Raw genomic sequence first — 13,559 nt, forward strand, 5'->3', positions numbered from 1 at the left:
CCACTTCAATTTTGAAGTGGTTTTTTAATACTCATCGTCGTATTCTGGGCCAGCGTAATTGTCAAAACGCGAGAACTGCCCTTGGAAAGTAAGTCTACTCGTTCCTATAGGTCCATTACGCTGTTTACCAATAATAATTTCTGCGATGCCTTTTAACTCACTGTTCTCATGGTAGACCTCATCTCGATAGATAAACATGATCAAATCGGCATCTTGCTCTATTGAACCCGATTCACGTAAGTCAGAGTTTATTGGTCGTTTATCTGCTCGTTGCTCTAGGCCACGGTTTAATTGAGAGAGTGCGACAACTGGCACTTCTAATTCTTTGGCTAAGGCTTTGAGTGATCGAGAGATTTCTGCGATCTCTAGTGTGCGATTATCACTTAGTGAAGGCACGCGCATTAGTTGAAGGTAATCAACCATTATTAGCGATATTCCACCTTTTTCTTTCACAATTTTACGTGCACGCGTCCTGAGTTCCATAGGCGTCAAACCTGAAGAATCATCGATAAATAAATTATCTTTTTCTTTCAAATGCTTGATAGTGGCTGACATCCGTGACCATTCATTATCATCGAGTTGAGCTGTACGTATATTGGTCTGGTTAACTCGACTCAATGAAGCAAGCATCCTCATCATGATCTGTTCGGCTGGCATCTCTAAACTAAATACCAACACGGGTTTATCTTGCATGAGCATCGCGTTTTCACAGAGATTCATAGCAAAAGTCGTTTTACCCATTGATGGTCGAGCAGCGACAATAATTAGGTCAGAGGGTTGAAGGCCACTTGTTTTTTGATCTAGGTCTGAGAAACCGGTCGAGACGCCGGTAATATCGCTACCTTGTTTTACTAATTCATCGAGGCGAGTGACGGTTTTAGTCAGCACGTTTGTGACATCTTTCGGTCCTTCGTTTTCACCTTGCCTTTTTTGCGCAATTTCAAAAACTTTGCTCTCGGCGATATCTAAAATATCTGTACTATCACGTCCTTCAGGGTGATAACCAATTTCTGCAATATCGTGGGCCACACCGATCAGTTCTCTGACAACGGCTCGCTCTTTTATAATATTTGCGTACGCCACCACGTTGGCTGCACTGGGTGTATTTTGAGCAAGCTCGATTAGATACGCAAAACCGCCAGCTTCCTCAAGTTGGTCGTGTTGTTCCAAAATGTTCTTGACGGTTGTCGTGTCGACGGCTTGATTTTGGTTGAGAAGTTTCAGGATGGCAGAGTAAATAACACGGTGTGCACGATTATAGAAATCATCTTCAACAACAATTTCGACCACTTTGTCCCACGAATCAGGTGCGATCAACATACTCCCTAACACCGATTGCTCAGCTTCGAGTGAATGAGGGGGAATTTTCAGTTGTGCAACTTCGTCTTTGCTGTAATTGTCGTTTTGGCTCAAAGTCATATCAAAGTTTGTCATTAACGGGTCGATAATTATGCGTCAAATCTTGACGTCTGTCTTTATTAAAACCATAAGAAAACTTCACCAATCTTAAATGCAACCATTATCTCTATGTAAACCGGCAGATTTTATATAACCATTAAAATTGCCAGTATAATTTTTCAGCTAATCATTGTATGGTGATAGCGTAAGCAAAATAAATGAATCTGACTCATTCAAGGAAGGTTAAAGCCATTAATCAATAATGCAGCACTTTTTCAAGATCACATATTTATTCATATTTTACTCTATCTTGTCATATGGCGGGCTAGTAAAGGCAGAAATGAAGCACCTTCAGAGCAAGAAATTTGGCGTAGCCGAAGGACTTTCTCAAGTCTCTGTTTTAGATATCGAACAAGATCGCGAGGGGTTTATTTGGGTAGCGACTCAAGCAGGTATTGATAGATTTAATGGCGCAGAGTTTACTTACATTGGCGCGAATATTGATTTATCCAAAGGACTACCAGCCAATTTTGTGAACCGCTTACTCTATGATAGTCAAAACAATGTACTTTATGTTGCAACGATAAATGGACTGAGTAAGTTATCCTTAAGTGACAATACGTTTACGCCTATTCCTCTTGCTAGGCTCAATGGTGAACATGACCTCAATGTGCTTTCAATGCATTTTGATGACAAACGCAACTTATGGGTGGGGACTTCAAAGAGTTTATTTGTGCGACCAGAGGGCACATCTACTTTCAATCATATTCAAATAGCTGAGCAGTTGAGTGTAAATGATATCATCAGCCTCCCCAACAATGATTTATTGCTCGCGACTTCATTGGGGGTAAGGCGTCTTCCGAATGAGCGCTATCAGTTAACCAAATTAATTCCAGAGGTTAAAAAAGCTTATCGCCTTTTAATGGATGACCAAAGCCGTTTATGGGTGGGCACTGATTCACAAGGTACTTTTGTATATAAACTCAATGAAGAGCAAAATTTTTCGCTACTGCACCAGTACTCAACGGCAAATGGCTTAATTGGAGATGAAATTAATGCAATGATGCAAGGCTCTGATGGCACAATTTGGATTGGTTCATCCCAAGGCGTCAATATTGTTGACAAAGGGGTCTTAGACCAAGTCCGGGATATCACAGGTATTCTGAAGCTTGAGCCGAAGGTTGATAGTTATAACGTTATTAGTTTTTTTGAATCTAAGAACGGGCAGATATTCGTTGGAACACGCAATACCGGATTCTCGGTCATTGATACTAATTCCACATTGTTATCGAGGAAAAGATTCGGTGCCGCAAAAGGCGTTGAAAACCTAGTGAACGAAACCGCAGACTCGTTTTGGGCGACTACTCAAAATGGGGTGTTTAGATTTAACAATCGAGGAGATATCGAAGGCCCTTGGAACTTTACTGAAGCGATGCTAAAGAAGGTAGGGTTTAATGCTATTTCTGGAGTGGATTACGATAACGTAAATAAGACCCTTTGGCTGTCTAGTCGCAAGGGCTTAGCTAAATTCCAGGTCGGCAATGAATTTATTGAGATGTATGATTTTGAAAGTGTCAGAATCTATTCTATCTCACTTCGGCAAAATGGTGACCTTTGGTTAGGTGGTGCAGAAACTGGTCTTTACTTGTATCGGCCTGAGAGTAAAGAAGTGCTCAAGCATTGGGATATGCCATTGGTCACTAATATTCTGGAAGTCAGTCCTCAAGAAACGTGGATTGCGACGACAGGTGGGCTGTTTAGGGTAAACTTAGAGCAAGATACTATTACTCAATACAGACATAATGAATTTGAACCAAACTCATTACCACTTGATGGTCTAGGTTGGATTTCTCGAAAAAATGAACGAGAATTTTACCTTGGTACGCTCGGAAGGGGGGCTTGGTTAATGACCTTGAGTGCTAACCGTTTTGAGGTTTCCTTTAGTCCATTATCGACTGATCCCGTCATTAAAGGTGCATCAATTGGAGCAATTCTCGAAGGCAATGATAACGGCTTATGGATCCCGACCACTTCTAATCTTCTAAGGCTAGATAAAACGACAAAAGCAGTAACCGTGTTTGATAAAAACGACGGTGCCAATGAAGGCGGTTACTATGTCAGTGCAGCATCTTATGATTCTTTGGGAAATTTGTATTTTGCAGGTTTAAATGGTTTAACTTATTTTAATCCACGCCAGTTGGATGTAAATGACTATTTACCACCTGTGCATATTGATGGATTAAGCATCGTATCAAAAACAAAAGCCGCTAATGCAGCGACAAATATTAAACAGTTTAGTCAACTCGATATCCCAGATACTGTTACGCTTTCACCAGATGATTTAATGATAAACGTTGATATAGTTGCGCTAGAGTATGCTGATGTGCCCGATCTGAAATATGCTTATCGAGTACCAGAAATTGATCCATCTTGGCAAACCCTAGAATTAGGGAAACGCTCTGCGACGCTAATGAACCTTGACCCCGGCAATTACTCTTTTGAGATGAAAGTTCGCAATCGCTTTTTGCAGTGGTCTCAAGGTGAAGTCGGCTTGAAAATCACTGTGCTACCAAGTTGGTGGCAAACAACACCAGCCAAACTAGTGTTTTTGTTCTTGTTTCTCTTTATTATATTTTCGCTTTATAAATGGCGAACCTATCAATTTAGAAAACGCTCTAGAATTCTTGAGCAACAAGTCGCAGAACAAACTGTCGCCCTTAAAAAAGCAAATGATTCATTAACTCTTCTGTCCATGCAGGACAGTCTATTAGATGTTTTCAATCGACGTGGTTTTTTAGAGTGGCTTGAGCGCGAAGACGCAAAATATAAGCGCAGTGGCAAGCCTTACTCTATTTTACTCTTAGATGTCGATCACTTTAAGAAAGTTAACGATCGCTTTGGCCATGCGAGTGGCGATAAGGCGCTCCTGCACATAACCGACGTTTTAAAGAAAAATGTGCGAGGTCAGGATTCTATTGCGCGTTGGGGAGGTGAAGAGTTTATTATTCTTTTGCCTTATACCAATATCAATGATGCAAGTTTGGTTGCTGAAAAAATAAGAGCCGCCGTCGAAAATGCACCTTTAATGCTTAATAATGTGACTATTCACTGCACGATTACTTGTGGTATCGCATCCATCAAAGACTTTGATGCCTTTGAGGAATGCGTTAGTCATGCCGATATGATGTTATATAAAGGCAAGGAAGAGGGGCGCAACCGCGTCGTTTATTAGTGAGTTTCTAACCTTACTTTTCCATGTACAGTTGAGACCTCTACCTTAGAAGAAGCTTCAGCCGTTTCAAACTTTAACCATCTGCGTGGACCGTATTTTGCGCGGCTCATTTTTTGGTCAGTTATTTTATTTTTAATGGATCCACCCGCATGGGCTTCGACATCAAAACGAGCTAAAACGGGGCCTTTGAAACTTAACTCAATCAAACCGCCAACTGATGAAGCTCTTACATCGGCTTTTGCATTTAATGACAATTTGGCTTCAATCGAACCATTGACTGTTTGAAGTTCAAGCTCGTCTATTTTATCGAGTTCAAGCTCTATATCACCATTAACTGTTTCAGCTATAATCTCGGGACTATCACTTGTCACTCTGATATCGCCGTTAACGGTACTTAAATTGAGTTCGCTCGCTTTTAAATGTTTGGCTTTGACATCTCCATTGACCGTTTCAATCGTCAATTCACCTTCCACTTCTCGAGCATTGATGTCACCATTTACTGACTCTAAACGAATGCGACCTGAAATCTTTTCAGCGGTCATATCACCGTTAACCACCTCTGCAGCAATGCCACCATGTATGTTTTCTAGACTAACATCTGAGTTGGTCGTGGTATATTCTAAGCGGCTTTTTAAGGGAATGTAGATCATCAAATTGTCATCAGCCTCATCACCCCAGTTATTCCATTTGTTCCATTTGCCGTCTTTTTTAATATCAACCACCACTAATACCGTTTTGCCTCTGCGTTCAAAAATGAATTTTTCTGTGCGCTCACCAAGCTCACCGCTTACCCTAACTTCATTTTTATCCCAACCTATTATTTGTGCTTTCCCTGCTATGTGCTCGACTTCAACGTTACCATTAGGATCTGCTTCGAGCGTTTTATCTATTTCTTGTTTTTCTGCTAGCGCCACCATACTCACTAAAAACAATAGGGAAACTAGTATGCTTTTCAACGTGATACTGTATTTTACAGGTGTGATAATTTTCATGAGATACCTCTTTTAAATTTGATTCCAGCTTGGCGCATGAACGCGCTCAATCAAGCTCATTTGTTGTTCATATACATGCTTAAGCATCTTCAGCAGTGCAGGGTTATTTGGTTCTTCCTCCAAGGCTTTTTTTATTGCGTTGGCTGCTTCATCTAATTCTGAAATTTGTTGTTGCCAGTTTTCTGTTGCACTCGTTTGATTTTTGTATTGAACCAACAGCGCTTGCTTTTGAGCTTGATGCTGTTCGCTTAATACGGCTACTAATTCACTTCCCTGAACTGTTTTACCGCTTTGGAAACTAAACCAAGCCACAAAACTCATTACCATCAAAGAAGCAGCTAATCCGTATGTCATCTTGGATGCACTTAGCTTTGTTGAATGTGGTTTTGAAATGGCTTTTTCTATCCCTAACCACAAGTCTCTGTCGGGCGCTTGTTCTGATGGTAAGCGCTTGATTTCATCATTTAAGTGCTTTTCAAACGTTTGTTTACTCATTAGTCATCCACTCCTGCAGTAACTTCTTTGCTCGATGAAGTTGAGCTTTACTTGACCCTACTGCCATACCTAATATTTCGCTTATTTCTTCGTGTCGATAGCCTTCTATGCTATGAAGTACAAATACCCACCGAGCGCGCTCCGGTAATTGGGCGATGTATTGTTCAACTTTATTATCATCTGTGTTCATTTCGATACTTTGGTTCGCCGCCTCACTTTCATCGAAATTAAACATCTTTTGCCACCAACCTCTTTGCTTTCGGATATAAGAAATCGTGACGTTTGATGTAACACTATGTAACCAAGTTGAAAACTTACTATCACCTTTATAGTTTGATAGTTTCCCCCAAAGCTGAATAAATACTTCTTGGCAAGCATCTTCTGCCAATGACTTATCTGCACATAGACGCAAACACAACGCATAGACCTTTTTGTGATGCAGTTCATAAAGTGTTTTAAAGGCTTCTTTATCACCATTGCGAGCAGCAACGATCACTTCTTCTTGCGAAAGAATATGGGTATCGTTTGCGACAAGGCTAAGGTTTGCTGTCATTTTCTAGCTTCTATTTTGTTGCTTACTAGTTTTGTCGAATGCTTCATCATAAAGGTTTAATTCAGTTTTAAATAATTTAATAATGGTTCGATGATTGAGTTCTAAGATTGGAGATAAGTAATATCGAGCCTTGTCTTCAAAATTGTGATTTCAGAAATTGAATATGTACATTAATTGTGACTATACTTAAGTATAAACAAGGAAGAGACCTCGAAAACCATGTATATCGAAGCACTCTATGCTGGCAAACCAACCCCATTTGGTCCAAGAAAAACACCGAGTAGTATTATAAAGCAGCCTTTTCAAACCATTCATGTCGAGTTTGATGGGGCTGTTGAAGATGAGCAAGGTAATAAGAAGTTACACGGTGGACCTGAAATGGCTATTCACCAATACTCTCAATTCAGCTATCAAGTGCTCAAAAACCATTTTGAAAGCATCGCAGACCGTTTTGTGATTGGCAGCATTGGTGAAAATATTTCTTCGCCTGACATGACAGATGAAAACGTGTTGATCGGTGATATCTATAAGATGGGAGATGTTTTATTACAGGTCAGTTCACCTCGTGCTCCTTGCGTTAAAATTAATCAAAGATACTTTCACAAAGATATTGATTTGTTTATCGCTAAACAAGGAATTACAGGTTGGTACTACCGAGTGATGAGGGAAGGAAAGATTACTATTGGTGACCCCATCACTTTGGAAGATCGAGACGAACAAAACCCTTCTATTAAAGAAGTTATGAGGCTGGTTAGGACAAAAATGGGTTTAAGAGAACAAAAACAGGAAGCGTCTAACGCCTCTGGTTTGGCTCAAGAGTGGGTGAAAAAACTAATGAGATAAGGCCTGCTAGTCAGCAGGCGCCCGAACCATTCCTTCCATTAATACGCGTGCGCTTCGGCTCATAGTAACCGCTTTAACCTGCCAGTTATCTTGAATACATTCAGCTTTTGCTCCGACTTTTAGCGTACCCGATGGATGCCCAAAAGTGACTTCTTTGCGCTCGATTCCTCCTGCCAGGTTGTAGAGCAATGTGTCAGGGATCGCAGCTGCAGTGCCAATTGCAACAGCGGCAGTTCCCATCATGGCGTGATGAAGTTTACCCATCGATAATGCTCTTACATTGACATCGATATCTTTGCTTTCAATTTTTTTACCGCTAGATGAAATATAGGCTTTTGCTGCGCCAACAAAAGCTACTTTTGGCGTGTGTTGTCTTGTCAGTGCTTCCTCAAGATTTTCGATTAGCCCCATCTTTAATGCACCAAAAGCGCGGATCTTTTCAAATTTAGCTAACGCTACAGGATCGTTATTAATATCTTCTTGAAGCTCACAACCTGTGTAGCCAAGTGCCCTTGAGTCGATAAAAATAGTGGGTATTCCTGCATTTATCATCGTTACTGTAAAGTCACCAACCTCCGGTACGCTGAGAGTTTCAGTGAGCGCTCCTGTTGGAAACAGGGCACCATTTCCATCGACTGGATCAATAAACTCGACTTTAACCTCCGCAGCGGGGAAGGTGACACCGTCCAACTCAAAATCGCCGGTTTCTTGGACTTCACCATTTTTCATTGGCACGTGAGCAACAATCGTTTTTTGTATGTTAACTTGCCAAATACGAATAACCGCAATGCCATTTTGGGGAGTCTTAGCGCGGTCAACCAAACCATTCGATATCGCAAAAGCCCCTACGGCAGCTGTTAGGTTTCCGCAATTACCACTCCAATCGATATGAGGCTTATCGATGCTTACTTGGCCAAACAAATAATCAACGTCATGACCGTCCTTCTCACTTTCACTTAAGATGACGGTTTTGCTAGTACTTGAGGTCGCGCCCCCCATTCCGTCGGTATGTTTTTGATAGGGATCTGGGCTACCAATTATTCGAAGCAGTAAGTTATCTCTCGCGGATCCAGCTGTCTGCGCAAATTTAGGGAGATCATTTAAACTAAAAAATACACCCTTACTGGTACCGCCACGCATATACGTGGCGGGAATTCTTAATTGCGGTTGAAACGACATATGCTTAATCCTTTTAACTAGCTTTAGCGTCTAAGAAATCCTGAGCAAAGCGCTGTAAAACGCCACCTGCTTCGTAGATGGAAACTTCTTCGGCGGTGTCCAAGCGACACTTCATTGGTACCTTTAACTGCTCACGATTTTTACGAGTAATCACTAGCATTAACGTGGCACCTGGGGCACGTTCACCAATGACATCAAAGGTTTCGGTACCGTTTATTTCAAGTGTTTTACGCGTTGTTCCTGTTTCGAATTCAAGTGGCAACACCCCCATGCCAATCAAATTGGTGCGATGTATACGTTCAAACCCTTCAGCTGCAATCACTTCTACACCCGCGAGCCTGACGCCTTTAGCCGCCCAATCCCTTGAGGAACCTTGTCCATAATCAGCACCGGCGATAATGATCAGTGGTTGCTTGCGATTCATATATGTTTCAATCGCTTCCCACATGCGCACGACCGATCCTTCAGGTTCTATACGAGCAAGTGAGCCCTGTATAATTTCACCATTATCATTACAAACCATTTCGTTTAATAATTTAGGGTTTGCGAACGTTGCCCGTTGAGCGGTTAAATGATCGCCTCGGTGTGTTGCATAAGAATTGAAGTCCGCTTCAGGTAAGCCCATTTTGTGTAAGTACTCACCCGCTGCACTGTTCATTTGTATAGCGTTTGATGGCGATAGATGGTCAGTAGTTATATTGTCACCTAGTACTGCAAGGGCGCGCATACCCTGCATACTGCGCTCACCAGCCAGAGCACCTTCCCAATATGGCGGACGACGAATATAAGTGCTCATTTCCCGCCAATCATAAAGTGGGTTATTGTCTTCACCATAATCAGTATTTAGTTCGAACATTGGGTTGTAAACTTTCCTAAATTGCTCGGGCTTGACGCTTTTTGCGATGACTGCATCTATTTCTTCATCACCAGGCCAAATATCTTTTAGCGTGACAGGATTGCCATCGTTGTCTGTACCTAGTACATCCTTTTCGATATCGAATCGAATGGTACCGGCAATTGCATATGCAATTACCAATGGAGGGGAGGCCAAGAAAGCTTGGCTTGCGTGAGGATGGATACGTCCATCAAAGTTTCTATTTCCGGATAAGACGGCAGTAGCGTAAAGGTCACGTTCTTTTATTTCTTGCGCAATTTTAGGGTCAAGTGCGCCGCTCATTCCGTTACAAGACGTGCATGCAAATGCGACAACGCCAAAGCCTAACTTTTCCAGTTCTGGTAATAGTCCCGCTTCTTCTAAGTATAATTTAACTGCCTTAGAACCGGGTGCTAGAGACGATTTAACCCATGATTTACGCAACAAACCTTTTTTATTCGCGTTGCGAGCAATTAAGCCGGCGGCAATCATATTTCTTGGGTTACTGGTGTTTGTGCAACTTGTTATCGCTGCAATTATTACTGCACCATCAGGCATCAAACACTTGTCTTCTCTACCTTGAGCTAGCTTGACAGCATCTGCAATTCCCTTTTTACTCAAATCACTTGTGGATACTCTGGCATGCGGATTAGAAGGCCCAGCGATATTGCGTCCAACACTAGATAGATCAAACTTTAATAAGCGTTCATATTCTGCATTCACCATATCATCAGCCCACAGACCGGTGTGCTTTGCGAACTGCTCAACTAGTGCTACTTGCTTGTCTTTGCGTCCAGTCAGCTTTAAGTAATCAATGGTTTGTTCATCTATATAAAACATTGCTGCAGTTGCACCGTATTCTGGTGTCATGTTAGAAATTGTTGCGCGGTCTCCCAGCGTTAGGTGCTGACAACCTTCGCCAAAGAATTCTAAATAAGTAGATACAACTTTTTGCTGCCTTAAAAACTCTGTTAATGCTAATACGATATCGGTGGCAGTTATTCCAGCTAGCGGTTTGCCAATTAACTCGACACCAACTATGTCGGGTAAGCGCATATATGAAGCTCTGCCTAACATGACACTTTCTGCTTCAAGGCCACCAACACCAATTGCAATTACTCCTAAAGCATCCACCATTGGCGTATGGCTGTCAGTACCAACAAGTGTGTCTGGAAAGGCGACACCGTCGCGCGCTTGAATCACAGGTGACATGCGTTCTAGGTTGATTTGGTGCAGGATACCGTTACCTTGTGGAATAACATCAACATTTTTGAAAGCCGTTTTGGTCCAATTGATAAAATGGAAACGGTCTTCGTTTCTTCTATCTTCGATGGCTCGATTCTTCTCAAATGCATCTTTTTCAAAACCGCCGTGCTCAACTGCTAGGCTATGGTCAACCACTAATTGAGTGGGAACGACAGGGTTGACTTGAGCAGGATCTCCGCCTTTTTCAGCAATAGCATCGCGCAAGCCCGCGAGATCGACTAAGGCGGTTTGGCCTAGAATGTCATGACAAACTACACGTGCAGGGAACCAAGGAAAGTCCAAATCACGCTTTCTCTCGATAATTTGTTTTAGGCTATCAGTGAGTTGTGCCGGTGGACACTTTCTTACTAAATTTTCTGCGAGTACTTTTGAGGTGTAGGGTAGTTTCTCATATGCCCCATCTTGGATAGCGTTAACGGCTGCGTGAGTATCAAAAAAGTCGAGTGGACTATTAGGTAAAGGCTTTCTGTAATCATAATTCATGATAAAGGTCTCGCGTGTGAGCCGAGCAAAAAACAAAATAGGTCTTCTGCTCGAAGTTGGTACTTGCTTACTTTTATTCTTAACGTTCAGTAATAGGCGTGACTGGACGGAGATCCTCACCCGTGTAATCAGCAGACGGCCTGATAATCCGATTGTCAGCTCGCTGTTCCATTACGTGAGCAGCCCAACCAGTTAACCGCGACATCACAAATATGGGAGTGAATAATTTAGTAGGTATGCCCATAAAGTTATAGGCAGAAGCATGGAAAAAGTCTGCATTACAGAATAATCCTTTTTCTCGTTTCATCACTTCTTCACATCTAACTGAAACAGGGTATAGGACTTTGTCACCCACCTCTGTAGCTAGTTTTTCTGACCAGGCTTTGATAATTTCATTGCGGGGATCTGATTCTGAATAGATCGCGTGACCAAAGCCCATGATTTTCTCTTTGCGAGCTAACATACCCATCATGCCTTCTTCGGCATCGTCTGCTGAGGTGAACTTCTCTATCATCTCCATGGCTGCTTCATTCGCGCCGCCATGAAGTGGGCCTCTTAAAGATCCAATTGCACCGGTAATACAAGAGTGCATATCGGAAAGCGTAGATGCACATACGCGAGCGGTAAATGTTGATGCATTAAATTCATGTTCTGCGTACAAGATTAGTGATACATGCATGACTCGCTCGTGCAGTTCACTTGGGGCTTTGTCATGAAGTAATTGTAGAAAATGCGCACCAATTGAATCATTGTCAGTCTCAACGTCTATGCGTACACCGTCATGAGAATAGCGATACCAATAACAAATAATACTTGGGAAACAAGCTAGCATGCGGTCGGTGACTTCATGTTGTTGCGCAAAGTCCTTTTCCATTTCTAAGTTCCCCAGCATCGAAGTGCCGGTTCGCAGTACATCCATCGGGTGCGCGTCTGCAGGGATACGCTCCAATACTTCCTTCAATGCCAGTGGCAGACCGCGCATGGTCTTAAGTTTAGCTTTGTATTGTTGAAGCTCGTCTTGGTTGGGTAGGTGACCTTTCAAAATTAAAAAGGCTACTTCTTCGAAATCACAATTATTGGCCAAGTCTTTTACATCATAACCACGATAGGTTAGACCTGAACCCGATACACCTACGGTTGACAATGCGGTTTTGCCTGCAACCTGTCCTCTTAAACCTGCACCACTTAATACTTTAGCCATGTTGAAAACCTTATTTAAATAATTTGTGTGTGTTTAATGCTGTATGTCATTGCGTTAATTCATTTCGATAATGTGCTGAGACGCAAATGGACTATAAATTTTTATTTTCTGCGAACAATGCATCTAGCTTTTGCTCATAATCGTGATAACCGAGATAATCATAGAGGTCCATGCGCGTTTGCATCATATCGACCACTGCTTTTTGGTCGCCATTTTCTAAAATAGACTGATAAACGGTTTCTGCAGCTTTGTTCATAGCTCTAAATGCACTGAGCGGATAAAGCACCATTTGTGCTCCCCACTGACCAAGCTCTTTTTTATTCCACAACTCGGTTTGGCCAAATTCAGTGATGTTGGCAAGGATTGGGACGTCCAAAGCTTCGGAAAATGCGCGATAGTGCTCTTCAGTTTTTACTGCTTCTGCAAATATGCCATCTGCACCTGCTTCGACATATGCCTTAGCTCTCTCAATCGCTGCTTCTAAACCTTCTTGCGCAAACGCATCTGTGCGAGCCATGATAAAAAATTCAGGGTCTGTGCGCGCGTCTACGGCAGCTTTGATGCGATCAACCATTTCATCTGTTGACACGATTGCCTTGTTTGGGCGATGACCACAACGCTTCTGTGCAACTTGGTCTTCCATATGCACAGCCGCCGCGCCCGCCCGTTCCATATCTTTGACTGTTTTTGCGATATTAAATGCACCGCCCCAGCCGGTGTCTATGTCGACTAACAGAGGTAAGTCACAGGCGGATGTGATGCGCTGTACGTCTGCAATCACATCATTTAACGAAGTCATGCCTAAGTCCGGTAGACCATAAGAAGCATTAGCGACACCGCCGCCAGATAAATATATTGCTTGATGTCCAATTCGTTTAGCCATCATTGCAGCGTAGGCATTGATGGTCCCTACGATTTGTAAAGGGGCATTATTTTTTAATGCTTGTCTGAATTTTTTACCTTGGCTCATCAAAAGCTCCTATTTTTGTGTCTAAATTTGCTGAAATATGACTCGTTAGCAATGACTAATGCACCGAAAAATA

Annotated in this window: 10 protein-coding genes; 2 read left to right on the plus strand and 8 right to left on the minus strand. The window is 42.2% G+C overall.

Translation table 11 applies throughout. The features are described 5' to 3' along the window. Window positions 1-24: 24 nt before the first annotated feature. The gene (dnaB, locus tag KUL10_RS09410) at window positions 25-1,434 is read right to left on the minus strand and encodes a replicative DNA helicase (RefSeq protein ID WP_233499768.1); all 1,410 of its coding nucleotides are present in this window, start codon (window positions 1,432-1,434) and stop codon (window positions 25-27) included. A 304-nt stretch (window positions 1,435-1,738) separates the two neighbouring features. Here dnaB and KUL10_RS09415 point away from each other — a divergent pair, with 304 nt between their 5' ends. After that, a complete protein-coding gene (locus KUL10_RS09415; protein WP_158525356.1) occupies window positions 1,739-4,630 on the plus strand; it encodes a ligand-binding sensor domain-containing diguanylate cyclase in 2,892 nt (963 codons plus the stop codon). Here KUL10_RS09415 and KUL10_RS09420 read toward each other — a convergent pair. Genes KUL10_RS09420 through KUL10_RS09430 form a run of 3 tightly spaced genes read right to left on the minus strand, consistent with a single transcriptional unit; the run spans window position 4,627 to window position 6,670 of the window. Continuing rightward, window positions 4,627-5,622, minus strand: coding sequence for a DUF4097 family beta strand repeat-containing protein (locus tag KUL10_RS09420; RefSeq protein WP_110428663.1), 996 nt, complete (start codon window positions 5,620-5,622; stop codon window positions 4,627-4,629). The genes KUL10_RS09415 and KUL10_RS09420 overlap by 4 nt on opposite strands. Before the next feature lie 12 nt (window positions 5,623-5,634). Next, window positions 5,635-6,117, minus strand: a complete 483-nt coding sequence (locus KUL10_RS09425) for a hypothetical protein (protein ID WP_110428664.1) — start codon at window positions 6,115-6,117, stop codon at window positions 5,635-5,637. After that, window positions 6,110-6,670 carry an RNA polymerase sigma factor gene (locus KUL10_RS09430; RefSeq protein WP_110428665.1) on the minus strand — a complete coding sequence of 187 codons (561 nt, stop codon included), beginning with the start codon at window positions 6,668-6,670 and terminating at the stop codon, window positions 6,110-6,112. Before KUL10_RS09430 ends, KUL10_RS09425 begins: the two co-directional genes overlap by 8 nt. 219 nt (window positions 6,671-6,889) lie before the next feature. Between KUL10_RS09430 and KUL10_RS09435 the strand changes: the two genes are divergently transcribed. After that, the gene (locus tag KUL10_RS09435) at window positions 6,890-7,513 is read left to right on the plus strand and encodes an MOSC domain-containing protein (RefSeq protein ID WP_110428666.1); all 624 of its coding nucleotides are present in this window, start codon (window positions 6,890-6,892) and stop codon (window positions 7,511-7,513) included. Between the two features lie 6 nt (window positions 7,514-7,519). Here the strand turns inward: KUL10_RS09435 and prpF are convergent, their stop codons facing one another. The 4 genes from prpF to prpB form a co-directional block, all read right to left on the minus strand. Then, window positions 7,520-8,692 carry a 2-methylaconitate cis-trans isomerase PrpF gene (gene prpF / locus KUL10_RS09440; protein ID WP_110428667.1) on the minus strand — a complete coding sequence of 391 codons (1,173 nt, stop codon included), beginning with the start codon at window positions 8,690-8,692 and terminating at the stop codon, window positions 7,520-7,522. 13 nt (window positions 8,693-8,705) lie between these two features. Then, on the minus strand, window positions 8,706-11,315 hold the full coding sequence (gene acnD, locus KUL10_RS09445; protein WP_110428668.1) for a Fe/S-dependent 2-methylisocitrate dehydratase AcnD: 2,610 nt from the start codon (window positions 11,313-11,315) through the stop codon (window positions 8,706-8,708). Between the two features lie 79 nt (window positions 11,316-11,394). After that, on the minus strand, window positions 11,395-12,516 hold the full coding sequence (gene prpC / locus KUL10_RS09450; RefSeq protein WP_110428669.1) for a 2-methylcitrate synthase: 1,122 nt from the start codon (window positions 12,514-12,516) through the stop codon (window positions 11,395-11,397). A 91-nt stretch (window positions 12,517-12,607) separates the two neighbouring features. Next, entirely contained in the window at window positions 12,608-13,486 is an 879-nt protein-coding gene (prpB, locus tag KUL10_RS09455) for a methylisocitrate lyase (RefSeq protein WP_110428670.1), read from the minus strand. Window positions 13,487-13,559 lie beyond the last annotated feature (73 nt).

The organism is Glaciecola sp. KUL10 (genome assembly GCF_003203515.1).
Classification (GTDB): Bacteria; Pseudomonadota; Gammaproteobacteria; order Enterobacterales; family Alteromonadaceae; genus Glaciecola.

Coding starts and splice junctions, on each gene's coding strand:
- prpB (WP_110428670.1), bottom strand. CDS start 13,486: ATGAGCCAAGGTAAAAAATTCAGACAAGCATTAAAAAATAATGCCCCT.
- KUL10_RS09425 (WP_110428664.1), bottom strand. CDS start 6,117: ATGAGTAAACAAACGTTTGAAAAGCACTTAAATGATGAAATCAAGCGC.
- KUL10_RS09435 (WP_110428666.1), top strand. CDS start 6,890: ATGTATATCGAAGCACTCTATGCTGGCAAACCAACCCCATTTGGTCCA.
- acnD (WP_110428668.1), bottom strand. CDS start 11,315: ATGAATTATGATTACAGAAAGCCTTTACCTAATAGTCCACTCGACTTT.
- prpF (WP_110428667.1), bottom strand. CDS start 8,692: ATGTCGTTTCAACCGCAATTAAGAATTCCCGCCACGTATATGCGTGGC.
- KUL10_RS09420 (WP_110428663.1), bottom strand. CDS start 5,622: ATGAAAATTATCACACCTGTAAAATACAGTATCACGTTGAAAAGCATA.
- KUL10_RS09430 (WP_110428665.1), bottom strand. CDS start 6,670: ATGACAGCAAACCTTAGCCTTGTCGCAAACGATACCCATATTCTTTCG.
- prpC (WP_110428669.1), bottom strand. CDS start 12,516: ATGGCTAAAGTATTAAGTGGTGCAGGTTTAAGAGGACAGGTTGCAGGC.
- KUL10_RS09415 (WP_158525356.1), top strand. CDS start 1,739: ATGAAGCACCTTCAGAGCAAGAAATTTGGCGTAGCCGAAGGACTTTCT.
- dnaB (WP_233499768.1), bottom strand. CDS start 1,434: ATGACAAACTTTGATATGACTTTGAGCCAAAACGACAATTACAGCAAA.